General features: G+C 62.9%; 13 protein-coding genes. 2 read left to right on the forward strand and 11 right to left on the reverse strand.

Annotated elements, in window-relative coordinates; genetic code table 11:
* Positions 1–2: 2 nt before the first annotated feature.
* The 9 genes from RCH09_RS05645 to RCH09_RS05685 are packed head-to-tail and all read right to left on the reverse strand — an operon-like array spanning position 3 to position 20,556.
* Positions 3–1,265 (reverse strand): carboxylate--amine ligase, encoded by a 1,263-nt coding sequence (locus RCH09_RS05645; RefSeq protein ID WP_326940076.1) that lies wholly within the window; start codon positions 1,263–1,265, stop codon positions 3–5.
* Positions 1,262–2,149 (reverse strand): alpha/beta fold hydrolase, encoded by an 888-nt coding sequence (locus tag RCH09_RS05650; protein WP_326940077.1) that lies wholly within the window; start codon positions 2,147–2,149, stop codon positions 1,262–1,264. The genes RCH09_RS05645 and RCH09_RS05650 overlap by 4 nt, the downstream gene beginning before the upstream one ends.
* Complete coding sequence (locus RCH09_RS05655; protein ID WP_326940078.1) at positions 2,146–2,961, reverse strand: alpha/beta fold hydrolase; 816 nt, start codon at positions 2,959–2,961, stop codon at positions 2,146–2,148. The genes RCH09_RS05650 and RCH09_RS05655 overlap by 4 nt, the downstream gene beginning before the upstream one ends.
* Positions 2,958–3,731, reverse strand: coding sequence for a 4'-phosphopantetheinyl transferase family protein (locus tag RCH09_RS05660; RefSeq protein WP_326940079.1), 774 nt, complete (start codon positions 3,729–3,731; stop codon positions 2,958–2,960). The genes RCH09_RS05655 and RCH09_RS05660 overlap by 4 nt, the downstream gene beginning before the upstream one ends.
* The gene (locus RCH09_RS05665) at positions 3,728–10,174 is read right to left on the reverse strand and encodes a non-ribosomal peptide synthetase (protein ID WP_326940080.1); all 6,447 of its coding nucleotides are present in this window, start codon (positions 10,172–10,174) and stop codon (positions 3,728–3,730) included. The genes RCH09_RS05660 and RCH09_RS05665 overlap by 4 nt, the downstream gene beginning before the upstream one ends.
* On the reverse strand, positions 10,171–16,896 hold the full coding sequence (locus RCH09_RS05670) for a polyketide synthase (protein ID WP_326940081.1): 6,726 nt from the start codon (positions 16,894–16,896) through the stop codon (positions 10,171–10,173). The genes RCH09_RS05665 and RCH09_RS05670 overlap by 4 nt, the downstream gene beginning before the upstream one ends.
* Before the next feature lie 14 nt (positions 16,897–16,910).
* The gene (locus RCH09_RS05675; protein WP_326940082.1) at positions 16,911–17,939 is read right to left on the reverse strand and encodes an SDR family oxidoreductase; all 1,029 of its coding nucleotides are present in this window, start codon (positions 17,937–17,939) and stop codon (positions 16,911–16,913) included.
* Positions 17,936–19,225, reverse strand: coding sequence for a nucleotide sugar dehydrogenase (locus RCH09_RS05680; RefSeq protein ID WP_326940083.1), 1,290 nt, complete (start codon positions 19,223–19,225; stop codon positions 17,936–17,938). Before RCH09_RS05680 ends, RCH09_RS05675 begins: the two co-directional genes overlap by 4 nt.
* 2 nt (positions 19,226–19,227) lie before the next feature.
* On the reverse strand, positions 19,228–20,556 hold the full coding sequence (locus RCH09_RS05685; RefSeq protein ID WP_326940084.1) for a TIGR03013 family XrtA/PEP-CTERM system glycosyltransferase: 1,329 nt from the start codon (positions 20,554–20,556) through the stop codon (positions 19,228–19,230).
* Positions 20,557–21,294: 738 nt separating this feature from the next.
* On the opposite strand from RCH09_RS05685, the gene RCH09_RS05690 reads away from it, so the two are divergent.
* On the forward strand, positions 21,295–21,531 hold the full coding sequence (locus RCH09_RS05690) for a hypothetical protein (RefSeq protein WP_326940085.1): 237 nt from the start codon (positions 21,295–21,297) through the stop codon (positions 21,529–21,531).
* 95 nt (positions 21,532–21,626) lie between these two features.
* Positions 21,627–21,818, forward strand: coding sequence for a Thivi_2564 family membrane protein (locus RCH09_RS05695; RefSeq protein ID WP_326940086.1), 192 nt, complete (start codon positions 21,627–21,629; stop codon positions 21,816–21,818).
* A 72-nt stretch (positions 21,819–21,890) separates the two neighbouring features.
* Here the strand turns inward: RCH09_RS05695 and RCH09_RS05700 are convergent, their stop codons facing one another.
* Complete coding sequence (locus tag RCH09_RS05700; protein WP_326940087.1) at positions 21,891–22,901, reverse strand: AI-2E family transporter; 1,011 nt, start codon at positions 22,899–22,901, stop codon at positions 21,891–21,893.
* Positions 22,902–22,980: 79 nt separating this feature from the next.
* Positions 22,981–26,142 carry a bifunctional diguanylate cyclase/phosphodiesterase gene (locus tag RCH09_RS05705; protein ID WP_326940088.1) on the reverse strand — a complete coding sequence of 1,054 codons (3,162 nt, stop codon included), beginning with the start codon at positions 26,140–26,142 and terminating at the stop codon, positions 22,981–22,983.
* Positions 26,143–26,158: the final 16 nt, after the last annotated feature.

Raw genomic sequence — 26,158 nt, forward strand, 5'->3', positions numbered from 1 at the left:
GCTCAGAGTCGCCGGTCAGGAGCCAGTTCGGGCTCGTCGCCCACAGCGGGCCTGAGGACCCGCAAGACGACCCTGCGCATGATGGTCGCAATGCGGGCGATGGCCGGGCCGGGATCGCGCCAGTCGGTGTAATAAAAATAGCGGCATTTGCTCAACGCCGTTAGCCATTCGCGCACGGTCATGGTTCCCATGCGCTGTTTTTCCTGGAATGACTGCATGTCGCGCAGTACGTCGACGCCGATCAGATGACGCATGATCGGTGTTTGCTCCAGTCCCGTGATGTCATCGCCGACCATGTCGGCATAGGCCAGGGCCGGCAAGTTCAAGCCGGCTGCCGCAACCTGGCCAATGCTCATGAACGGCCGCGCATTCAGGTCGATCAGATAAAAGCGCCCGGTGCTGCGGTCAAGCAGCCATTCAACGCCGAAGATGCCGTTGTACGGAGTCCGCGCGAACAGGCGTCGGGTGCTGGCGTACAGCGTTGCCTCGGTGTCCTCATCCAGTAATGCCGGTATTTCACCCATCGTGCAGGTGCCGAAGTCGGGGGTGTGCTGATGCAGGCGCCGCTTGGTTGTCATCGCAACGATGCGGCCATTGCGATCGCAGTAGCCATAGCAGTCGAAGATGTATCCGTCGCCGCCGGGAATGACGCGCTGGACAATCAGCGAGTCCATGGCGCCGGTGCCGATGAACGCCAGCAGGGCGTCGCGGGTCGCAAGCACCTTGTTTTTTTCTTTCAGACGCGTGCCCGGAACACCGGTGTAGAACGGCTTGATCAGGTAGGGCGCCGCGTGAATGCTGCTCCAGGCAGTGGCTTCGTGGGCGCTGGGTGCAACGATGGCGGCAATGGTATTGAGGCCGGCGCGCTCGACCGCCACGTGCAGATTCTGCTTGCTGACGAGCCGTTGCAAGTCGGCATATTGTGCGGTCATCACCTGGCAATATGGCGCGAGCGCGTCACGGAATTCCGCCAGCAGCAGTGCATGTGCATCACACGACGGCACGACGATGGTCCGATGACCAATCTGCCTGGAAAGCGCCACCACAAATGCGAGCAGCGCCTGATCGTCGCCTTGGTCGGCGTCGTAATAAATGGCATGGCAATAGCGCGAGAAGCGCACCGGATCGTGACGATCAAAATAGATCGCATGCACGTTGACGCCGGCTTTGCCCAGGCAGCGCGTGGTTTCGAGTCCGGTCGAAGCGCGCGACAGGACAATCGCATCCGGGCGGTCACGCTGTTGCAGCGGTGTGGTCTGATTCATGGGTTGGAACGCTTCGAGGGTGGGCTGGCGACCTGCCTGGCCCATGGCATGATCGCCGCAATCAGTGCGGCGCGTGCCGCAATCCCGGTGGCGACATGGTCGATGTCGGGCAGGAAGGTGACCGGGATCCGGTCCGTCAGTGCGCGGTCATGCAAGGCGTCCGCAAATTGTTGCTGGTAGTTGTAGACCTCCAGGCCATCGCCGGCAAACATCATCGCGACATGCACATGGCGATCCAGCAGGGCGCGCAGGTCGCGCGAGAATTCGGCTTTCGGCGTGGAGTCGCCAATGAAACCGACCCCGGCTACTTTGGTCCGCAAGGTGTCGTGCTGCGGCGACCTGCCGCCGGCAAAAATGCCGGCCAGGGCCTTGTGGGCCAGGCGCTTCAGCGTGCGCCAGACGCCGAGTTGGCGAAACCGCAGCGACAGGCGAATCAGGCTGGATTTCACGGTGCGGTAACGGTAGGCATCGAACAGCAGGAGGCCGGTCACACGCTGGTCGACGCGCGCGGCATTCACGCTGTGAAAGGCGCCCGAGCAAAACCCGAACAGGCCAAAGCGCTGCACGCCAGTCGCCGCCGACAAGGTATTCATTGCAGTACGGAGGTCGTCGATTGCCTGCGCTTCGAAACTGATCTCGCCGCCGGCCCGATCGCTGTCGCCCAGTCCGGACAGGTCAAATCGAATCGAGGGTATGCCCATGCCGGCCAGCTCGCGCGCGAGCGTCACATTGATGCGGTGCGGCCCGACCCGATGCACGATGCCGGCGTTGAACAGGACGATCCCGGCGCCGGCCGCCGCGCCGGCACCGTCCGACGGTTCCGGCAGGCACAACGTTCCCACCAGGCCCTGCCCATCGCCGAACGCGAGTGACCGCTCGATCATGATGTTCCCTTCAGGAGTGCAACGATCGCCTTCAGGGCGTCGGGCGGAACGATCGACGAATCCATCGCTTCGTTGGAGGTCCAGTTGATCGCGGTACTGACGGTCGTCAGCGAGACGCTCTTGTTCTGGCGTGCCAGCTGCTGGCGCAATGCCTCGGCTTCCGGCACGCCGGGTCCGATCAGCAAGGCAATCTGATCCGCGTCGGTCCTGGCCAACTGCGCGTCGCCGAGACCGGCCAGTTGCGCCCGCAGTCGCGCGGTAAGGGCGAATCCGAGAACTTCCGTGCTGGCCTCGATATCCGCCTGGTCGCGTATCCGGCGCTCAATCGCCCAGCGCGCGCCGAACGACTCAGTGCGCGCGGCGCGATGTGCGGCAGCCATGGCGGCGAGGAAGGCATTGCCATCGATGACGGGGTCCCATAACACGAGGCGGCTCAGTGGCTGCTGCGTGCGGGCCGAGGCCATGGCGGCGACGGTCGCACCAAGCCGCAGGCCGAGCCACGCGATGCGCTGCGCGCCGCTGCGGCGCTGCAATTCCGTGCTGGCGGCGAGCACATCGTCGCACCACGCGTCGAGGTCGCCCACGGTATCGTCGCCGTCCGAATCGCCGGTGCCGAGATAGTCAAAGCGCAGGACATCGAAGCCCTGGCGCGCGAGCTGATCGGCCAGAATGCGAAACAGGCGATGGCAGCGAATGGCTTCCTGTCCGAACGGATTGCAGAGCAGAACACCTTCATGGCGCGGGGCGGCAGTGGCGGGGTGGTAGATGGCAAACAGCTGGCGTCCATCAGGGCCAAATCGAAATGGATTCAAACGCGCCTTTCAGTGAATGCCAATGAGGAAAACGACTGCAACCTTGCCACGCCATACGGCCAGTGTGGATTGTCGCAGACTGCCAGCGAGATGACTGCACCGTTTTCGGTACTCAGGGTGTCAAGCGCCAGCCAGTCGCGGCGCGTGGCATCAAGCAGACGCTCGCGCCGGGCCGTCAGGCCGACCGTGAGGCACTGCGGATCGCGGGTCAGGCCAACGCCAAGCGCCTTCAGATAGGCTTCCTTGCGGGTCCAGCAAATCAGGAATGGCAACGTCAACGCGTCGTCCGGCAGCGCAGAAAAGTCTGCGTATTCGTCATCGGAAAAAACCTGGCGTGCCAGCTGATGCACATGCGTCGGTGACTTGATCCGTTCGATGTCGATACCGATTTCCGGCTGGCGGCCGATCGCGACGACGGCCAGATTGCCGCTGTGGCTGAGATTGAAACCAGGTGCATCCGCGCCTGCCAGCGCCGGTTTGCCATGCGCATTGCAGTCAAAGACGAGCGTTGATGCGGCCCGACCGGCATAGCGCGCAAGCAGTGTGCGCAGACTGTAGCGCGCCTGCAGGTAATGGTTGCGATCGGCCAGCCGAATGAAACGGTCGGCGCGCCCGAACTCGTCCGCGCTCAGCACGCCGTGCCAGGCGGCGGGCGTCTGCTGGTCGATGTCAATGGTCCAGACATCGATATCGCCGCGGTCGATTGCCTGCGTGATGGACGCCCCCGGTGCGGTTGCCATCGCGGATTGGCCCGCCAGTGACGCGGTCATGTGTCGCGTCTTCCAAGGACTCCTGAAAACAGTCGATTGAACAGACCGGCCTTTGGCGCCTCGACCTCGGTGTCGTCGTAGGCACGGGCAATCTGGCGCAAGGTCTCGAAAATGAAACGGCGTGGATTGAGTCGTTTGCCGGTCTGGGTTTCCATCGCAAGGATCGCCTGCATGGCCAGCAACGAATGTCCGCCGAGGTCGAAGAAATTGTCCTTGAGCTGGATATCGCTGGTCTGGAGCAGTTCTGACCAGATGGCCGCGAGACGTTTTTCGGTCGCGGTCAGGGGCAGTTCGGCGGCGCTGCGTGCGGCAGTATCGGTGCTTGCCAGTCCTGGCCGCGGCAAGGCGGCGCGATCGATCTTACCGTTCGGCAGCAGCGGCAGGCGTGGCAGGGCGATGAAATGCTGCGGCACCATGTAGGCCGGCAGGGTGGCGGCCAGATGCTGGCGCAGCGCGGCCTCGTCGGGCGGCTCGGCGCGCGCCACCACGTAGGCCACCAGGCGCACATCGCCCGGCACGTCCTCGCGTGCGATCACCAGGCTCTCGGCCAGCGCCGGATGGGCAGCGAGGGCGGCCTCGATCTCGCCAGGCTCGATGCGGAAGCCACGCACCTTGATCTGGAAATCGTTGCGGCCGAGATGTTCGAGCAGGCCGTCGCTGCGCCAGCGTGCGCGGTCGCCGCTTTTGTACAGGCGTGCACCGGGCAGGTCCGAGAACGGATCGGCAATGAAGCGCTCGGCAGTGAGGGCCGGCTGGTTCAGGTAGCCGACGGCCACGCCGGCGCCGCCAATCCAGAGTTCACCGGGGGTGCCGATCGGGCAGGGCTGGCCGTGTTCGTCGAGGATGCGGATGACGGTGTTGGCGATCGGACGGCCGATGCGGATGCCGTTGGCCACCGAGTCGACCCGCCAGCAGGTCGACCAGATCGTGGTTTCGGTGGGGCCGTACATGTTCCACAGTTCGACGCCGCAGGCCAGCAGGCGGGCCGCCAGATCGGTGGCCAGCGCTTCGCCGCCGATCAGCGCCTTGAAGCCGGCCGGGGCCTGCCAGCCGGTGTCAAGCAGCATGCGCCAGCTGCTGGGGGTGGCCTGCATCATGGTGGCGCGGCTGTCGTCGAGCAGTGTCGCCAGCGCCTGCGGGTCGAGCGCCTGGTCGCGGCTGGCCAGCTCCACTTCGGCGCCGACGGTCAGCGGCAGCAGCAGTTCCAGCACGGCGATGTCGAACGACAGGGTGGTCACGGCGACCAGCCGGTCGGTGCTGGCGATGCCGGGTTGCTCGCGCATGCTGGTGAGGAAATTGACCACGGCGCGATGCGGCACCTGCACGCCCTTGGGCTTGCCGGTCGAGCCGGACGTGTAGATCACGTAGGCCACGTCGTCGGCGCGGGCGGCGCGCTCGTCCTCGGCCGGGGTGGTGTCCGGCTGCGCCGCCAGCAGCGCGGCGTCGTCGTCGAGCAGAATGGTGCGTGCGCGCGGCAGCGCCAGCAGGTCGGCGTGGCGGGCTTCGGTGACCAGCGCGGCGAGGTTGGCGTCGGCCACCATCCAGGCCAGCCGCTCGGTCGGGTAGGACGGGTCCAGCGGCACATAGGCCGCGCCGCTCTTGAGGATGCCGAGCTGGGCCACCAGCATGTCGACGCCACGTTCGAGGCACAGGCCGACCAGCTGGCCACGCCCGATGCCGCGTTCGCGCAGCAGCCGCGCCAGCTGGTTGGCGCGCTGGTCGAGCTGGCCATACTGCAGGGTGCGCGCGCCGCAGCGCACGGCCCCGCGTTGCGGACCGACGGCAACCTGTTGCGCGATCAGCGCGTCGACCCGCAGCGTATCCGGATACGGGCGGCTGGTGGCATTCCACGCGGCCAGTTGCGCCTGTTCGGATTGACTCAGCGCGATCTTCCAGATGGGTGTCTGCGGCGCGGCCATGGCGCACTGGAACAGATACCCATACCGATCACGAATCAGGTCGGCACTGGTCGCGCTGATCAGGTCGGTGTTGTAGCACAGGCAACCGGTCACCCCTTGTGGCCGCTCAATGAACCATAACGTGATGTCTTCGGCCAGACCCGGCTGCCTGAGATGAATCATGTCGTAGGCCAGATCGCCCCACTGCAGCGCGCGGGATTGTGCGTCCTGGAACGAGAACATGGTTTGAAAGATTGGCGAACGACTGCGGTCGCGCGGCGTCTTCAGGTCCCGCACCAACTGTTCGATCGGTACATCCGGAAACTTGAAAGCATCGATCACGGCGTCACGCACCGTGCACAGCAATTCGGCGAAATCGCCGTCCGGATTGACGGCAATGCGCAGCGGCAGCGCATTCACAAACATACCCATCACGTTTTCGACTTCCTCGGTCTGCCGGCCGCGCACCGGCATGCCGACGACGATGTCGCTTTGCCGGGTGATCTTGTGCACCAGCAGCACGTAGGCGGCCAGCATCGAGACGAACAGCGTGGTGCCGTGATCGCGCGCCATCTCGCGGGCGGCCGCCAGCGTTGCGGGGGCAAGCTGCAGCCAGGCGACGGCGCTTTGGCCCGACAGCAGCGCCGGGCGCGGGTAATCCGTGGGCAAATCCAGCGCGTCCGGCAGGTTCGCAAGGGCGCGTTTCCAGTGTTCGACCTGGTCACGCACTTCATCGCCCTGCATCGATTCGCGCTGCCAGGCAGAGAAGTCGCCGTAGGACAGCACCGGTTCCGGCAGCGTGATCGGGCCATTGGTGCGGCAGGCCTGGTACAGCGCAGCCATTTCCTTCGACAGGATATCGAATGACCAGCCATCCCAAATGATGTGATGCGGCCCGAAATAAAACACGTGCTCGTCGTCGCCGGTGCGGAACAGCTTGACGCGGAACAGCGGCATTTCCGTCAGTGGCAGGGGGGCGTCGGCAAGTTCCTGCAGCTTTTCGCGCAGCACGCGTTCGCGTTCGTCGGCAGCAATTCCGCGCAGATCTTCGATCGGTTCGATCGCATAGGTGAGGTCGGGCTGGATCACCTGCATGACCACCTCGTCGATGACCTCGATGCCGGTACGCAGAATGTCCTGGCGACGCACCATCTCGGCAAACGCGCGGCGAAATGCTGCCTCGTCAAACTTGCCGCTGAGGCGATGGGCCGAGGGCGTATTGTGAATGGCACGGTCCGGCTCGATCTGTTCGAGAAACCACAGGCGCTGCTGCATCAGCGACAGGGGTGCCGTGCGCCGTTCGGTGCGGCGGTGAATGGCCCAGCGCGCCGAAATGCCGGTCTTGCCGCGTTGTTCGATCCAGGCAGCAAGCTGCTGGACGGTCGGCGCATCGAAGATGGCACGCAATGGAATGCGCGTGTTCAGCGCAGCGCCGATGCGGGCGGCAAGGTCGGATGCCAGCAGCGAGTGACCCCCGAGCGCGAAAAAATTTCCGCGTACGTCGATGCCGGGCAGGTTCAACACCTGCTCCATGAGCGCCAGCAACTGGTGTTCCAGCGGGGTTTGCGGCGTCATGCGCACGGCCTGCGCCGCCGGTTTCGCCAGTCCCGGCCGCGGCAAGGCGGCGCGATCGATCTTGCCGTTCGGCAGCAGCGGCAGGCGTGGCAGGGCGATGAAATGCTGCGGCACCATGTAGGCCGGCAGGGTGGCGGCCAGATGCTGGCACAGCGCGGCCTCGTCGGGCGGCTCGGCGCGCGCCACCACGTAGGCCACCAGGCGCACATCGCCCGGCACGTCCTCGCGTGCGATCACCAGGCTCTCGGCCAGCGCCGGATGGGCAGCGAGGGCGGCCTCGATCTCGCCAGGCTCGATGCGGAAGCCACGCACCTTGATCTGGAAATCGTTGCGGCCGAGATGTTCGAGCAGGCCGTCGCTGCGCCAGCGTGCGCGGTCGCCGCTTTTGTACAGGCGTGCACCGGGCAGGTCCGAGAACGGATCGGCAATGAAGCGCTCGGCAGTGAGGGCCGGCTGGTTCAGGTAGCCGACGGCCACGCCGGCGCCGCCAATCCAGAGTTCACCGGGGGTGCCGATCGGGCAGGGCTGGCCGTGTTCGTCGAGGATGCGGATGACGGTGTTGGCGATCGGACGGCCGATGCGGATGCCGTTGGCCACCGAGTCGACCCGCCAGCAGGTCGACCAGATCGTGGTTTCGGTGGGGCCGTACATGTTCCACAGTTCGACGCCGCAGGCCAGCAGGCGGGCCGCCAGATCGGTGGCCAGCGCTTCGCCGCCGATCAGCGCCTTGAAGCCGGCCGGGGCCTGCCAGCCGGTGTCAAGCAGCATGCGCCAGCTGCTGGGGGTGGCCTGCATCATGGTGGCGCGGCTGTCGTCGAGCAGTGTCGCCAGCGCCTGCGGGTCGAGCGCCTGGTCGCGGCTGGCCAGCACCACTTCGGCGCCGACGGTCAGCGGCAGCAGCAGTTCCAGCACGGCGATGTCGAACGACAGGGTGGTCACGGCGACCAGCCGGTCGGTGCTGGCGATGCCGGGTTGCTCGCGCATGCTGGTGAGGAAATTGACCACGGCGCGATGCGGCACCTGCACGCCCTTGGGCTTGCCGGTCGAGCCGGACGTGTAGATCACGTAGGCCACGTCGTCGGCGCGGGCGGCGCGCTCGTCCTCGGCCGGGGTGGTGTCCGGCTGCGCCGCCAGCAGCGCGGCGTCGTCGTCGAGCAGAATGGTGCGTGCGCGCGGCAGCGCCAGCAGGTCGGCGTGGCGGGCTTCGGTGACCAGCGCGGCGAGGTTGGCGTCGGCCACCATCCAGGCCAGCCGCTCGGTCGGGTAGGACGGGTCCAGCGGCACATAGGCCGCGCCGCTCTTGAGGATGCCGAGCTGGGCCACCAGCATGTCGACGCCACGTTCGAGGCACAGGCCGACCAGCTGGCCACGCCCGATGCCGCGTTCGCGCAGCAGCCGCGCCAGCTGGTTGGCGCGCTGGTCGAGCTGGCCATACTGCAGGGTGCGCGCGCCGCAGCGCACGGCCACGTGTTGCGGACCGACGGCAACCTGTTGCGCGATCAGCGCGTCGACCCGCAGCGTGTCCCGATACGGACGGCTGGTGGCATTCCACGCGGCCAGTTGCGCCAGGTCGTCGGCGCCCGCTGCAAACGCCTGCGCCAGCGTCATGTCATCGGCGGCGACAGCGCGTTCGAGCGCCGTGCGATATAACGCCAGCCAACTGCGCACGGTCGCCTGGTCGAACAGATCGGTGTTGAACTGCAGCTCCAGCAGGATGCCGCTATCGATCTGGCTGGCATTGAGGAACAGCTCAAAATTCTCATAGTGACGCGGGTTGGTCCGCATCGACACCTTCAGACCCGCGACAGACAGGTCGTCGTCGCGAATGGCACTGTCGATGTTGAACAGTACGCTGACCAATGGCAGGCGACTGGTGTCACGTGACACCTGCAGCTTTTTCAGCAGGCTGCCGAAGGTGCAGGCCTGGTGGTCGTAGGCATCCAGTACGCGGCCGCGCGCGTCGTCGATCAGCGCCTTGATGGTGCCGCAGGACGGCGCCGCGACCCGGATCGGCAACAGGTGCACGCAATGTCCCACCAGACCGGTCTGGTCGCTGGCCAACTGGCCCGCCGCAGGCACGCCGACCACCACGTCGTCGCTGCCGGAGAGGCGCGCCATGAGTCCGCCAAAGAGGGAGAACATGGTCGCAAACAGGCTCACGCCCTGGCGCGCTCCGAGCTGGCGAATTGACTTCACGAGTGCGCTGTCGAGCAGCAGGTCCTCGCGTTGGGAGGCAAAGGTGCGGCGCGTCGGGCGCGGGCGGTCCAGCGGCAATTCCAGCACCGGGATCGATGCATCGAACAGGCCGACCCAATAGCGACAATCGGCCTCTGCGGCGGCCACCTGCTCGGGCGCGCGTTCGCGCAAGGCGTAATCGGCAAAGGCTGGCGCTGCCGGCAAGCTCGGCGGACGGGCGTCGCGGCAGTCCACGTACAGCTGCATCAGCTCCGGCGCCAGCACGCCGAACGACCAGCCGTCGCAGACGATATGGTGGCCGGTGAGGATCAGTTCGTGACGCGCATCGTCGAAGCGGATCAGCGTGACGCGAAACAAGGGACCATTGGTCAGATCGAATGCCGTGGTCACGGCTTCCGCATGCAGGCGGTCGCGGGCGTGTTGCTGTGCGGTGCTGTCGAGCTGGCGTAAATCGGCCACGACCGGTTGCAGGCGCGGTGTGTCCTGCATCATCAGCGTCATGCCGTCGGCGCTGAAGGTGGTGCGCAGCATGTCATGGCGCGCGCCAAGCTGCTGCAGCGCGGCGGTCAGTGCCGCCAGATCAAGTGCGCCGGTGATCGACAGACACATCGACTCGTTATAGGACAGCGAGGCGTCCTCCTCGAGCTGGTCGGCGAACCAGACTTCGCGCTGGGCTTCGGTCGTTGGCGCGGTTCGCGCCAGCGTGTCGCCCGCAAAGGGATCGTAATCGACCGGGGCGAGTTCGATCCCGGCCGCGTCTTGATGTGAAGTCATGCCACCAGCCTCAAGTATTTTCCGGGATTCTTCGTATCCGGAACAAACCAGGCGGGATTGCCGTGGGCGTCCTTGCCGAGCCGCGCGTTGGGAACCGGCGGGAGATCGGCATCGAACGCGGCTGCGCCTGCACTGACCCGGCGCGGCAGGAAATCGGATTCCTGCATTTCGACCAGCGCCTCCCGGAAGGCGGTACTGATGCTGGCGATATCGGCCGCGCTGTGCGCCGTCGTCAGGTAGCACGGGAAGTTGTCGAGGATGTGGATGCCGCGATTGCGCATCATTGCAAACAGCAGATCCTGCATCGGATGGTCTTCGGTGAAGAAGATTTTCCACAGTGATGAGAAATGGCGGATCTCGACCGGCGCGCCGACCTCGCGACAGATTGCATTCATGCGCGCGGCAAGCACGCTGGTATTGTCGTTCAGGGTTTCCTGCAACGCCGGTCCTTGTGCCTTGAGGTGTTCGAGCGAGGCCTTGGCCGCCGCCAGCGCCAGCGGATGGCGCACGAAGGTGCCGGCGAAATACGTCACGCCGATGGACGGGATCGAGTCGTCGCCATACTGCCAGGCGCCGCCATCGAGGGCATCGAGAAATTCACGTTTGCCGGCAATCACCCCGATCGGGAAGCCGCCGCCGATGGTCTTGCCGTAGGTGCAGATATCGGCGCGCAGACCGAACAATTCCTGGATGCCGCCCAGGGCTGCGCGAAAGCCCGTGATGACCTCGTCGAGGATGAAGACGGCGCCGATCTGCTGCGTCAGCGCACGCAATTGGCGCAGGTACTCGACAGGCTGGAAATCGGGGCGCCGGCTCTGCACCGGCTCGATCAGCACGGCAGCAATTTCATCGCCGCGTTCGCGGATGATTTCCAGCGACTCGGGCGTGCCGTAGTCGAGCACGATGACGTTTTCAGTGGTGTTGGGCAGGATGCCTGGCGCTGCCGGGACCGGCCGCAGGCGCTTGGTGCCGCGCACGATCACTTCATCGAAGGTGCCATGGTACGAACCCGAAAACAGCACGATCAGATTGCGACTGGTGACGGTGCGGGCAATGCGCATGGCGCCCATGACGGCTTCGGAGCCGGTGTTGCACAGTCCGGCGCGGTCGTGTCCGGTCAATTCACAAATCAGCGCCGCGACCTCGCCGGCGAGCGGATGCATCGGGCCGATTTCATAGCCAAGGTCAAGCTGGCGCTTGACCGCCTCGACCACGAACGGCGGCTGCCAGCCGAACAGGCTCATGCCGAAGCCATTCGTGACATCGACGTATTCGTTGCCATCCAGGTCCCACAGTTTCGACCCGTGCGAACGGTTGATCACCAGCTGATAAACGATTTCCTTGAAGGCTGGCCGGAAACCATTGACCACGCGTGGATCGGCCAGGTGCGGGCGATTGGCCTGGGTGAACTCCTTCGAGGCGCGGGTGCGCTCGATGTAGCGACTGACAAAGGCATCGAGCCGCGCGCGCTGCCGTTCGGACAGGCCGGTGCCCTCGGTATGAATGCGGGCAATGGCGCCGAACGCGGTCTTGACGTCATACTTGATCGAGGTTGCGGGGGGCGCCGCTTGCGCCTCGGCGGCGACGGCAGCCGGCGGCGGCAGCGGTGCAACCGTGGCGGCGGGCGCGGCCACGGCCAACGGCGCAGGCGCAGGTGCCACGAATGGCGTTCCCTGCAACAGCGCCAGCTGCTGCGCCATGATCTGCATCTGCTGCGCAATGACCTGATGAATGGATGCGTTGGCCGCACTGCCGTTCAGCACGACGGTGGCCACCGGGGCGGCCACGGCCGCCGCTGCCATTGCGGGCGCGGCTACCGGTGCTGGTGCCGGTGCTGCCGGGATCTGGCTGTCCAGCCATGTCGCCAGCGTGTCGAGGGTGCGGCAGCCTTCCATTAATTGCCGAAAGGTGATGTTGACCTTGAAGCGTTGCTTGAGTTGGGTCGCGACCTGCGTCAGCGTCAGCGAATCGAGCCCCAGCTCGGCAAAGTTGGCCGTCGTCGGCGCATCGTCCATGGCGATACCGGACGTCTCTTCCAGGGCATGGCGCAGTTGCGCGATGAGTTCGGGAATGCGATTTGGTGTCAGCGGTGCAGACATGATGATCTCACTTGAGTCGGGAGTGGTGGGCGGTGGCGAAGCCGGCATGACGCTTTGCGCAACCAGTTGGGCCGGCCGCGCTTCGAGCCAGTGGCGGGTCCGTTCGAACGCGTAGCCGGGCAGCGTCAGGCGATGCTTGTGTTGGCGTGTATCCAGCGCCGAAAGGTCAAGACTGACGCCATCGGTCCACAGGCGGCCAGTGGCAAGACGCAGGCTGTCGTGCTCGCTGGCGGGGCTGTCGGCCAGGCTCGCCAGCGCGAACGGCGCGGCATGGCCCGGGCGCGCGTGCTGGCGCGCCAGCGTGGTCAGAGTGCTGCGCGGCCCGACTTCCAGCAATACGCCGGGAATCTGCTTGGTCAGGTTGATCAGGGCCGGCGAAAAGCGCACGGTCTCGCGCAAGTGCCTGGCCCAATAGGCCGGATCGCAGGCCTGGGCATCGGTCAGCAGGGCGCCCGTCACGGTCGACCAGATCGGCAGTGTTGGCGCCGACAGCGTGCAGCGGCGCACTTCGGTCTCGAACGGTGCAATGGCCGGGTCCATCATGGCCGAGTGAAATGCGTGCGAGGTTTGCAGTGGCCGCACCGACACCGCCTGCTGTTCGAGTTCGCGCTGCAGTGCCGCCACGGCCTCAGCCGGACCGGCGACGACGCACATGGCCGGGCCATTTTCGGCCGCCAGACTGACGTGCCCGGGCAGACGCGGCAGCAGTTCCGCGGCCGCCAGCCGCACCGCCAGCATCGCGCCTGACGGCAGCGCCTGCATCAGCTGGCCGCGGCGCGCGATCAGCCGCACTGCATCGGGCAAGGTAAACACGCCGGCCAGCGTGGCGGCGACGAATTCGCCGAGGCTGTGGCCAATCATCGCCACCGGTTGCAGACCCAGATGCATCCAGTACTGCGCCAGCGCGTACTCGATGCAGAACAGGGCCGGCTGCGTCGTGGCAGTGGCGGTCAGCGCCGCGCCGTCGCCCTCGAACAGGCGCGCCTTGAGGTCAAAGTCGATCACGCCGTCCAGCGCATCGAGGCAGTCATCGAAGGCGCGGCGAAAGGCCGGCTCGTGTTCGTACAGCGCCGCACCCATGGCCGGATATTGCGCGGCCTGTCCGGGAAACATGAATATCACGCCGGGGCTGTGCTCACCCGGTGTGCCGCTTGCCTTGAGCGGATCAGTGCCGGCACGCAGGCGTGCAACCGCGTCTGCCACGTTCGATGCCACCACGCAGGCGCGCTGCGCCATTGCCTTGCGGCCCACGCGCAGGGTCCAGGCAACATCGGCCAGATTGACATCCTGATTACCCTCAAGATGGGCGGCCAGGCGCTGCAGCCCCGCTGACAATGCCGCCGGCGTACGCGCCGACAGCTGCAGCAACTGCGGCCCGTAGGCCAGATCGGACGCGCGCAACAGCGGCGCCTCCTCGACGATCACATGGGCGTTGGTGCCGCCGACGCCGAACGCACTGACACCGGCGCGGCGCGGAATCGCGCTGCGCGGCCACGGCGTGCGCAGCGCGGTGACCACGAACGGGGTGCTGGCGAAATCGATGTTCGGATTGGCGACCTTGAAATGCATGGTGGCTGGCAGCTCCTGATGCGCCAGCGCCAGTGCGGTCTTGATCAGGCCGCCGGCGCCGGCGGCGGTCACCATGTGGCCGAGATTGCTCTTGATCGAGCCGATGCGGCAGAAGCCGACGGCGTCGGTATCCAGACGGTAGGCCTTGGTCAGCGCGGTGATTTCGATCGGGTCGCCGAGTGGCGTGGCGGTGCCGTGCGCTTCGACATAACTGATCTGGTCGGCCTTGATCCCGGCATCGTCGAGTGCGGCATGCACGACCGCGGTCTGGCCATCGACGCTGGGCGCGGTGAAACTGGCCTTGTCGCGGCCATCATTGTTGATCGCCACGCCGCGAATGACGGCGAGGATCGGATCGTGGTCGGCCAGCGCATCGGAGACCCGTTTTAACAGCACCACCGCGGCGCCATCGCCAAACACGGTGCCTGCGGCGCTGGCATCGAAGGTACGCGTCCGGGCGTCCGGCGACAGCATGGCGCCTTCCATATACATGTAGCCGCTGTTGGGCGGACACACCACCGATACGCCGCCGGCCAGCGCCATGTCGCATTGACCGGCGCGCAGGCTGTTGACGGCCTGGACCACCGCCACCAGGGAAGTGGAACAGGCGGTATGCACGCTCACCGCGGGGCCGGTCAGGTTGAGCCGGTACGCGACCCGGGTCGTGATGAAGTCCTTCTCGTTGCCGCACAGGATCGTCATTTTTCCGAGCTGCTCCATCAAATCGGGATGGGCTTGCACATGGTGCGAATAATAGGTGTTGGTGTTGACGCCGCCAAACACGCCGACCGGCATCTGGCAGGCATCCGGAACATAGCCGCCGCGCTCCAGACATTCCCAGCACAGTTCCAGGAAGATGCGCTGCTGCGGATCCATGATGGATGCCTCGGCTGGCGTAATGCCAAAGAATGCCGCATCGAATTTGTCGACATCGGAGATCGCGCTGCGGGCCTTCACATAGGCTGGATCGGCGCGCTCTGCGGTGGCAATCGACGGGTCAAGCTGGTCGTCGCTGTACTCGGTGATCACGTCGAGTTCATCGCGCAGGTTACGCCACAAGGTCTCGATGTCGTTGGCGCCAGGAAAACGCCCGGACATCGCAATAATGGCGATGCCATCGTCGGGTTCGGCGCTGCGCCGCCCGCGCGTCGTGCGACCGGTGGCGAGCCGCGGTGCGGCCTGGTCGGTCAGTGCAAAGGCAATGGCGGCGGCGGTCGGCTGGTTGAAAAATAATGCTGCGGGCAACGCTTGACCGGTGGCCTGTTTCAAACTGGCGAGCACCCGCAGTGCATCCAGCGAGCTGCCGCCCAGGTCAAAAAAATTGTCGAGGCGCCCGGCCCGATCGATCCCGACCTGCTGCGCAAATAGTTGGCAGATCAGTTCCTCCCGTTCGCCAATCGGGCGCTGATAGGGTTGCGCCAATGCCGGACGAATTTGTGCCGGCGCCGGCAAGGCTGCACGGTCGAGTTTGCCGCTGGTGTTGACCGGCAACTCCGGCAGAAAAACGAATGCCGCCGGCACCATGAAGTGCGGCAGGCTGCTCGAGAGCCAGTCGCGCAACGCGCTGGGACCCACCGTGGCGTCGGCGGCCACGACGTACGCCACCAGACGTTCCTCTTCGCCCGGCTCGGCACGGCGGATAACGGCACTGGCGCGCACGCCCGGGAATTGCGCCAGCCTGTCTTCGATCTCGCCAAGCTCGATGCGATAGCCGCGAATCTTGACCTGAAAATCATTGCGGCCAAGGTATTCGATGGTGCCATCGGGCAGCCAGCGTCCAAGATCGCCAGTGCGGTACATGCGCGCACCCGGGGCGTCGCTGAACGGATCCGGCAGGAAGCGCTCGGCATTCAATTCAGGCCGGTTCAGATAGCCGCGCGCCACGTTGGCGCCGCCGACATACAACTCACCGGTGGCGCCGATGGGGACCGGCTGGCGCGTTGCATCCAGCAGATAAATGCGCGAGTTGGCAATCGGTCGTCCAATCAGCACGCGCTCGATCGGACCTTCCGGCGGGCAGCGCCAGAACAGCGCAACGATGGTGATTTCGGTCGGTCCGTACAGATTGAACAGTGCCACGCTTGCAAAGGCGCGCGCGCGCGCCGCCAGCGCCGGACCAAGCGCTTCGCCGCCGACCAGCAGGGTCTTGCACAGGCACGAGGTGGTGTCAGCGCGCTGATCGAGAAATGTCTGCAGCAGGCTGGGCGTGAAGCAGGCGACGGTCACGCCGTAGGTGGCCATCGTGACGGCCAGCAGGGCCGGTTCAATGGCGGCGTCAACGGGGGCCAGTTGCAGGCGCGCGCCGATTGTCAGCGCCGTCCATATCTCGATCGCCGACATATCGAATGAATACGAGCTGCGCTGCAGAAACACGTCATCGTGATCGAAGCCGCAGGCCGAACTTTGCCAGAAAACATAGTTGGCCAGACTGGCATGCTCGACCATGACACCCTTGGGCATCCCGGTCGACCCGGAGGTGTAAATCACATAGGCCAGGTTCCGGTCAGTTAGGTTGGCGATGGCGGGATCGGCCGCGTTGCCATCGGCCCAGGCAGGGTCGGTCGCATCAAGCACGAAGCGCGGCAGTGTGCTGTCGCTCGTCAGCAGCGCGAGGCGTGCGTCGAATTCGCTTGCGGTCAGAATTGCCGCGGGCGTGCTGTCCGATAACAGGTAGCCCAGTCGCTCATCCGGATAGGCCGGGTCCAGCGGCACGTAGGCGGCGCCGGCCTTGAGAATTGCCAGCAGGCCGATGATCATTGGCAGACCGCGCTCGACGCAGATCGCCACGCGCGCATCGGGTTGCACACCGCTGGCGATCAGGTGATGGGCAATTTTGTTGGCCTGGGCATTGAGCTCGGCGAACGTGAGATTCCGACCTTCGAAACCAACCGCGATTGCGTCGGGCCGCAATCGGACGTGACGCTCAAACAGCGCGTGCACGCAGTGCCCGGTTTCGAACGCGACATGCGTGTCATTCCACTGATTGAGAATTTGCGCGCGCTGTGCTTCCGACAGCGGTGGTTGTTGATCCATGGGAGCGTCGATTCCAGTCATGGCGGCCAGTCCGGTTAGTGGGTTGCGAGGTTATTCACGTACCAGGTAATTGCTTCGACCAGTCCGGCGCGCACCGTGAACTGGGGTGAGTAGCCGAGCAGTGCGCGGCCCTTGCTGATATCGGCGAGCGAATGCCGGATGTCGCCGGCCCGCAATTCTCCGTGAAACGGCGGCTCAATCCGGAGTTCCGGCCGGTTGGCGTGCAAGGCATCGGCGATCAGTGAATGCAATGTGTTTAATGTGGTGGATTCGCCATAGGCCACATTGAAGACCTGATTGATGGCGCCCGGGTTGGTGGTGGACCCGGCCAGCAGGTTGGCCTGCACGACGTTGGCGATGTAGCAGAAATCGCGCGACGTCTCGCCATCGCCATTGATGGTGCAAACCCGGCCACCAAGCATTTCATCGACCCAGCGCGGAATGACGGCGGCATATGCACCGAGCGGGTCCTGGCGGGCGCCAAACACGTTGAAGTAACGCAGGCCAATGGTCTCCATGCCATAGCAGCGGCCATACACATCGGCATACAACTCGTTGAGATATTTGGTGACGGCGTAGGGCGACAGCGGTTTGCCGATCAGATGCTCGACCTTCGGCAATTGCGCATGATCGCCATAGGTGGAACTGGAGGCCGCATACACAAAGCGCTTGACGCCGCACAGCCGGGCAGCGTCGATCATGTTGAGAAAGCCGGTGGCGTTGGTCGCATGGGTGACCAACGGTGTGGCAAGCGAGCGGGGCACCGAGCCAATCGCGGCCTCGTGCAGCACCACGTCGATGCCGCGGCAGACGTCGAGGCAGGTTTGCGCGTCGGTGATGTCGCCTTCGACAAACCTGTGCCGGCTCCATGCTGTTTCACCCACCGCGGCCCGCACCATGTCCAGATTGTGCTGGTGTCCGGTGGCGAAGTTATCGATGCTGACCACTTCCTGATTCTGACGCAACAGCGCTTCGACCAGGTGCGAACCAATGAAGCCGGCGCTGCCGGTGACGAGCCAGCGTTTCGCGCCGGCCCCGCTTGCGAGTTCGACGAGTCCGTTCATAGCCGCCATGTGTGCATGCCCAGGGCATGGAAGTCAGCGACTTTCGTCATGCATTTGACGTCGACGAACAAACCACCCGGCGCCATCTTGGTGGCGAAATCCGCGGCCGACATGGCCTTGTATTCATGATGGGCGACAGCGCAGACAACTGCGCACGATTGCGGCAGTTCATCCCAGGACACCAGCGGCACGCCATACTCGTGCACGGCTTCGGCGCTGGTTGCGACCGGGTCGTGCACGTGCACCGTGACGCCAAACGATTGCAGCTCGCGAATCACGTCGATGACCTTGGAGTTGCGCAGGTCCGGGCAATTTTCCTTGAACGTCAGTCCCAGCACGGTGACCTGCGCGCCCTTGATGGCAAAGCCATGCTGGATCAGGTTCTTGATGGTTTGCTCGGCGATGAACTTGCCCATGCCGTCATTGATGCGACGACCGGCAAGAATCACCTGCGGGTGGTAACCGAGCTTGTCGGCCTTGTGCGTCAGGTAGTAGGGATCGACGCCGATGCAGTGTCCGCCGACCAGGCCCGGCCGGAATGGCAGGAAATTCCACTTGGTGCCGGCGGCCTCAAGCACTTCGAGGGTATCGATATCCATGCGGTGAAACAGCAGCGAGAGCTCGTTCATCAGGGCGATGTTCAGGTCGCGCTGGGTGTTTTCAATGACCTTGGCGGCTTCGGCGACCTTGATGCTGGAGGCGCGATGGACACCGGCGGTGATCACGCTGCCATAGACTTCGGCGACCAGATCCAGCGTTGCAGGGGAATCGCCGGCGACGACCTTCACGATGCGCGTCAGCGTGTGTTCCCGGTCACCCGGGTTGATGCGCTCCGGCGAATAGCCGATGAAGAAACCGGTCTTCCATGCCAGTCCCGAGTGCCGCTCGATCAGCGGAATGCAGATTTCCTCGGTGGCGCCCGGATATACCGTCGATTCGAACACGATCGTGGCGCCCGGCTTGAGATTTTTGCCGATCAGTTCGCTGGCGGAAATCAACGGAGTGAAGTCCGGATTGTGCGCGTCATCGACCGGGGTCGGCACCGCGACAATGATGAAATCGGCTTCCTTCAGGCGGGTCGGATCGGTGCTGGGTTCAAGTCCGGCCGCTGCGCGCAGTTCTTCCGCGCTGACTTCGCCGGTTGGATCGACGTGACGCAAGTAGGCATCGATCTTGGCGCGCGACAGATCGAATCCGATCGTGCGGTATTTTTTTCCGAATTCAACCGCCAGCGGCAAGCCGACGTAACCCAGGCCAACTACGGCAATAACAGTCGTTTTATTCACAGCTATCGAGCTCCCTTTCCGAGTAATACAACCTGGATGGTTTCAATCATGATCAACACATCCAGAAATAAACTATTGTTTTTTACATAATACAAATCATATTGCAATTTTTGCACAGCATCTTCCAGCGATGCACCATATTCGTACCGAACTTGCGCCATGCCAGTGATTCCCGGTTTTATACTGTGGCGTACGTCGTAATACGGGATCTGCTTGCACAGGTCGGACACAAAGAATGGTCGCTCCGGACGCGGTCCGACAAAACTCATTTCTCCCAACAGGACGTTGAATATCTGGGGAAGTTCATCGATGCGCAGTTTTCTGATGATGGCGCCCACCCGCGTGATGCGCGGATCGTTCAGCGTTGCCCACTGCGGCGTACCGCTTTGTTCGGCATTGATGCGCATGCTGCGAAATTTGTAGACCAGATAGGGCTTGCCACCAAAGCCGACCCGCTCCTGCGAATACAGAACCGGTCCGCGGTCCTCCAGATAGATCAGCAGTGCGGTGACTGCCGCAATCGGCGCCGCAATGGTGGCCAGAACGGCGCTTACGGACAGGTCAAAGGCGCGTTTGCAGAACGCGCGGGAAAAGCTCTGATCGAATCCGCTGCCAAACACGAGCCAGCTTGGCTGAAACGAGTTGACCCTAATCTGGCAGGCCTCGCGCTCGAAGAACAGGGCGGAGTCGGTAATCTCGATGCCCTTCAATTTGCATTCGAGCAGTTCTTCGATCGGAAAGCTGACGCCGCGCTTGTTTTGCAGCGCCACCACCACTTCGGTCGCGCCATGCTGGCGCGCGGTTTCGTACAACGTTGACTGCTTCTTGAGCAACGAGGCGGCCGGAATGCACAGCTCATCGACACCGACGGCGACATAGCCGAGGACATTGTATTTTCGGGAGGTGCCGCGACTCTGCGCCAGATCCCTGCAGTCCCGGGCCAGTTCGCCCGCACCCAGGAACAGGACTTTCGACTCGAACATGCTTGATTGCGACGACTTGAAGAAAATGAAGCGGGTCACCAGCAGGCCGACGCAGGAAAATCCAAACACCAGGCCAAGAACGCCGCGCCCGATCTGGTACGACGGCAGCAGAAAGAAGGCAACCGAAATCAGGCAAAATCCCATGACGTAGACTGGCGCAATGCGCAACAGGATGAAGCGGAGTTTGGTGTTGACCTGATTCTGATACATGCCGAATGCGCTCATGCTGAACAGCATGGCAGCCGTAAACACCAGCGCCGGCGCGATGAATTGTCCCAGGTTGTCCCACAGCGTCCTGTCTTCATAAAAGCGGACGCGCGCACCAATATAAACCGACAACAACAACACCAAGGTCTCCGCGATCAAAAGCAAAATTATGCTTTTCGGGAAATGGTGATTGCTAATTTTGAACATCCTGCTGCCCCCCAAACACAAAAAAATCCACGAACCGCTGAGCATTCTAGCCGCGAAGGCCCCGGAAAGTGGTTGCAACTGTGGAAAGTTTTTAAGTGTGGCGTGTCGCAAACAATGCGCCGCGTCAAACCGCTCTCACTTGTTGACTTTCGTCAATGAATTTCGCGTTTTTGCCTGTGCGGGGACCCCTGGCTGGTGGTACGGATCAGCTGCCAAATCGAGGCAAAAGTAGCGCCGAATGTGCGTCTCGGCAGGGATTTTTCCATTCGGTGCCAGCAGCGAGCAATTGGCGGAACGGGTATTTGGCTGCGAATGTTCGTTAGCCGACAGAGCGCGCTGCGGTTTGCGTTCATGCTCCGTGAAGATTCAACGAGACGTCCATTGCCGCGGGTTTGCCAAACGGCTCCTTCGCGATTCTGCGAAGGCCGGCGGCAACGGACGAATCCTGTTTTTACCGTCGCGCAGTTCAGGGGTTTTCGTCTGACCGGCTGCGATTTTTCTTTACTTACTGCCTGCGCGGTTCAGTGGCATACATCTGAACCATAGCGGTTTTTCTTTACTTCGTTTAAGGGGCTCACCATGAAATATTCCATTTTGCTTTTGGCACTCGTTGGTTCAATTGCAATGAGCGCATGTGATCGTCAAGCCGTTCCGGTTGCCGTTCCAGTTGCTGTGCCTGGTCCTGCAGGCGCGACCGGCGCGACCGGCGCTACCGGCGCGGTTACGCCAACCGGCGCCACCGGCGCTACCGGTGCTACCGGCACCACTGGTGCTACCGGCACCGAGGGCGCGGGTGGTGCGACCGGCGCTACCGGCGCTACCGGTAGTGCGGGCGGCGAGGGTGCCAAGGGCGACACCGGCGATACCGGCAAAACCGGTTCAACGGTCGTGGTCGTACCGAAGCAATAAGTCGTTTCGACGCACAAAACGGCGTCCTTTGACGCCGTTTTGTGCGTGACGCTCAGTGAGCGGGCGGCGTTTCACCCCACCCACAAAAGGAAAACATGAATCTCATTCTCAGCCTGATCGTTTCTCTGGTCGTCTTCGGACTGATCTGGTGGCTCATCAGCTTGCTGCCGTTGCCAGCCCCAGTGGCGCAGGTCGTTCGCGTCCTGTTCATCATCTTGTTGATCCTGATCATCCTCTCTGCGGCTGGAATTATCCCCGGCGGATATTTGCCGCAGATAAAAATCTAGCAAGACGGCGATGCGTCAAACGTGCGCGCAGCAAGCAAAAAGCCCGGCCTGAGAGCCGGGCTTTTTGCTGTGTCAGACCAGCCGCTGTTCGTGCAATTCCTTTTTCAGATAGGCATAGAGAACCGGTGCCGCGATAATGCCGGCGAGACCGAACGAGGCCTCCATGACCAGAATGGCCACCAGCAGCTCCCAGGCGCGCGCATTGATATGGCGGCCAATGATTTTTGCGTTCAGGAAGTACTCCAGCTTGTGCACGACCACCATGAATATCAGCGACACCACGGCGATGTCCAGTGAGTGCGACAAGCCGAGGATGACCAGGACGGCGTTCGACATCAAATTCCCGGCGACCGGGATCAGTCCGGCGAAGAACGTCAAGGCAATCAGCGTCTTCGACAAGGGAAGGTGGACACCCGCCAACGGCAGCACGATCAGCAGATAGATGCTGATGAGGATGGCATTGATCGCGGCGATCCGCACCTGGGCAAAGACGATGCTTTGAAATGCGTTACTCAGATTGATCATGCGCGCACGCAAGGCGGCCGCCAGCGGCAGGTAGATCTGCGGTGTGCTGTCATACAGGGCCGCCATCGCTCCGATGATCATGCCGATCAGGATGTGGACCAGCGTGCGACCCGTCTCCTGCCCCAGCAGCTTCGCTTCGATTGCGTGTGCATGCAACCAGGCGGTCACCATCTCGCGCAGTGCCTGCGCACCTTCGGGCAGGTTGCTGATCAGCCAGACCGGGATCTGGTCGCGCGACTGATCAATGATGTCTGCCATTTTTTGAAACAGGACTTGCAGGCTGCCCGCATCGCTCTGCAGAAAATTCACGACGAACCACGTTGCCACGCACAGCAGCGACACGGTCAGCAAGCCGATGCAGGCGACCGCAACCATGCGCGCCCGCTCGCTGCTAAGGCGCCTGCCGAGCAAGGGTGTCATCAAGTGCACCAGCGAATACACCAGCAAGCCGGAGAGCAGGGCGGCAACAAGCCCTTTGAGCAGCACCACCATGAGCCCGACGGCAGCGATCAGATAGGACGCGATCAGGATGGGGTCAATTCTTCTTGATTCAGGCATGGGGTAGGGGCGTATTGAAAGCAACAATTCTACGCATATTGATATGGTCGCTGGCAATTCAAGCGGCAACCGGCTTTTTTCAGGCTACACCGAGCAATGACAGGCTTGCCCGTTGCGATGCCAGCGCAATGAAGTCGCCGGCCGGAATCGGTTTGCTGAAGAAGTATCCCTGGTATTCGTCGCAGCCATAGGCCTGCAGTGTTTCGAGCTGGAGTGCTGTTTCGACGCCTTCTGCGATGACCTTCAGGCCCAGCGTATGGGCCATGACGATAATCGCTTCCACGATGGCCATGTCGTTCGGGTCGCCAGGAATGTCATTGATAAACGATTTGTCGACTTTCACGCTGTCGACCGGAAAGCGCTTCAGGTAGGCCAGCGACGAATACCCGGTTCCGAAGTCATCGATCGACAGGGAAAATCCGAGGTCGATCATGCCATCCATCAAGCCGATCGCTTGTTCGCGGTTGTGCATCACCATGCTTTCGGTGATTTCAAATTCGAGGCAGGCCGGGTCGATGTTCCAGCCGTTCACCACGGTGGTCAGATCATTCAGCAGGTTTTCGCCATCGAACTGGCTACCGGAGAGATTGATAGCAATCCGGCCGAAATCGATGCCGGCGGCATTGAACTTCACGATGTCGGCGCAGGTGATGTCCAGCACCAGCATGCCAAGTGCGCTGATCAGTCCGGTCTCTTCCGCCAGCGTGACAAAATCGTTGGGATACAACAGGCCGCGCTCCGGATGGTTCCAGCGCACCAGCGCCTCGGCGCCGACAATCGCGCCGCTGAGCAAATTCACCTTGGCCTGGTAGTGCATCACGAATTCCTTGCGTTCGATCGCGCGGCGCAGCCGGGTCTCCAGCGCCAGTCGTTCGATGCTGTGAATATTCATCTCGGCGCTGTAAAAACGGTAGTTGTTCTTGCCGGTGCTCTTGGCGCGGTACATCGCCACGTCGGCATTCTTGAGCAAGGTCTGCGCCGACTCGCCATCGGTTGGATACGTTGCAATGCCAATGCTCGTACCCAACCGGCATTCCTGACCTGCAATTTCGAACGGCAAGGCAGCAGCATGCAGCAGGCGCTGGGCAATTTCACCGAGCTCGATCGGATCGTCATAGTCGCCGACCAGCACAATGAACTCGTCGCCACCAACGCGACCAATGATGTCGCTGCCACGCATGCATTCGAGGAAGCGTTCCGCAATTTCGCTCAGCACCGCGTCACCGGTCTCATGGCCAAAGGTGTCATTGATGTTCTTGAAGCGGTCCAGATCGAGAAACAGAACCCCCACGCGCTTGCCATGGCGACGGGCATGGATCAAGGCCTTCTCAAGTTGCTGCGTAAACAAAACGCGATTGGGCAGGCCGGTGAGCTCATCGTAATGTGCCATGCGGCGAATACGCTGTTCCGCCCGGCGGCTTTCGATGGCAATACTGGCGATGTCGGTGGCGATGCCGATCAGCTGCATCTGTTCGCCATTGGGCGTGGTCGCGTCGCCCTGGAACATGGAAAACACGCCCAGAATCTGGCCGCGCTGGTCCATGATCGGCCACGAACTGCAGTTCGCCGGCAGATGCGGAAAATCGGCGTCGCGGAAGTCGTGCACCATCACCGGACATTTCGTCAATACCGCTTCGCAGATGCTGTGTTCCTCGTCAGCGATCGGCATCGTGCTCATGCGCATCAGGAATGCGGCAGGCAAATCGGGGCCGACCGCGGCAGTAAAGCTGGACTGATCATCCTTGACCAACAACACCATGCACGACGTCGTTGGCGCATGGCGCGACAGGAACGCCGTCACCGCCGCCAGAATTGCCGGTAGCTCGATGCCGGCAGTGATCATGTGGAGAATCTGGTTCTGGCTTTCCTGCAGATATTCGGCGCGTTTGCGGGCGTTGATGTCGCGGAACACGGCGAACAGAAGCTGTTCACCATTGACGCTGCCGCAGCTCAGCGTAATCTCGTTAAAAAAGAGCTGTCCGTTTCTCACGATGGGCCACTCGAACAGCTGCGGCTCACCCGCAAAGGCCGCCGCAATCAGCGCAACGGGATCGACCCGGGACTCCTGGGACGGATGGCTGGGAGCCGAAAGTTCAGTGACGCTTCGCCCGATCAACTGTGCCTTGTCCGTCAGGTTGAACAGATTCAAGGCGGCAGGATTGCAGTCAACGTAGATATTGGCCCGATTGATCAGGAAAATCGGATCGGTCGCACTTTCATACAGCATGCGATAGCGGTTTTCGCTCGACGCGAGCGCCAGTTCGGAGCGTTTCAGGCGGCGCATATGCGTGAGCAAAAAGAAGGTCAGCATTGCCATCATGGCGACGAAGGCGCCGCCCACCAGCAATCTGTTGTGCGTGCGCTGCTGCCAGGGCAGGAGAATTTCATTCAGGCTGACGGCGTACACCATGGTCAGTGGCAATCCGGCGATCTTGCGATAGGCCAGCAGGACCAGCTTGCCGTCGCCAATAAAACGCTCCGCTTCAAACGCATCCTCGCGCGGGCCGGCGAGAATACGGGTGGCGGATTTGGTATTGCTGATGTCGGAACCCAACACCTGGTCGTCGAAGGGCCAGCGCAGCATCACAATGCCGGAATCGGAATGCATGGAAATCGTGACCTTGCGTTGTTCCGCCAGCAGGCGGTAGAAGTCATCGAAGTAATCGAGCTTCAGATAGGCGCAGAGCAAACCCAGCCGCGTTCCGTTGGGCGCAAGGATATTGCGCACCACCGGCAACAACCAGGTGCCGTCGTAACGGCTCTTGAGAGGGTGGCCTACGTGCGGTTCCCGCTGCTCCGGATGCGCCAGCATGTACTGCACATATTCGCGGTCCAGCACGCTGATTTTTTCGTTGGAAAATTCGAAGGTGGTGACGGTACTGATGCCGCCGGTCGTGACGAAACGCAGCGATTGAATGTGCGCAGTGCTTTGGCGCTGACGAATCAACAGGCGCCGCAATTCGCGTTCGTTGCCCAGGATCTGCGTGCCGGCGTTGGCGATTTCCTCGAGCGACGTGGCGATCGCGCGATCGGCATCCTGAATGGTCTGAAAGGCGTGTTCCTCGATCGAGCGAATGGTTGCCAGCTCTTCTTTTCTGGCTAATTCGATGGTGAGCTCACGATCCATCAAAATCGTCCAGGTCAGCTGCGCAATGACTGCAGCAATGACGAGGCTGATTAGAACCAGCAGGATCGTCGTGGTCGATGGGGTTCGTCGGGCCGGGATGAGCCGGCCGCTCATGGCATGCGCCCGCGGG

This window comes from Actimicrobium sp. GrIS 1.19, from assembly GCF_035984655.1.
GTDB lineage: Bacteria > Pseudomonadota > Gammaproteobacteria > Burkholderiales > Burkholderiaceae_D > Actimicrobium.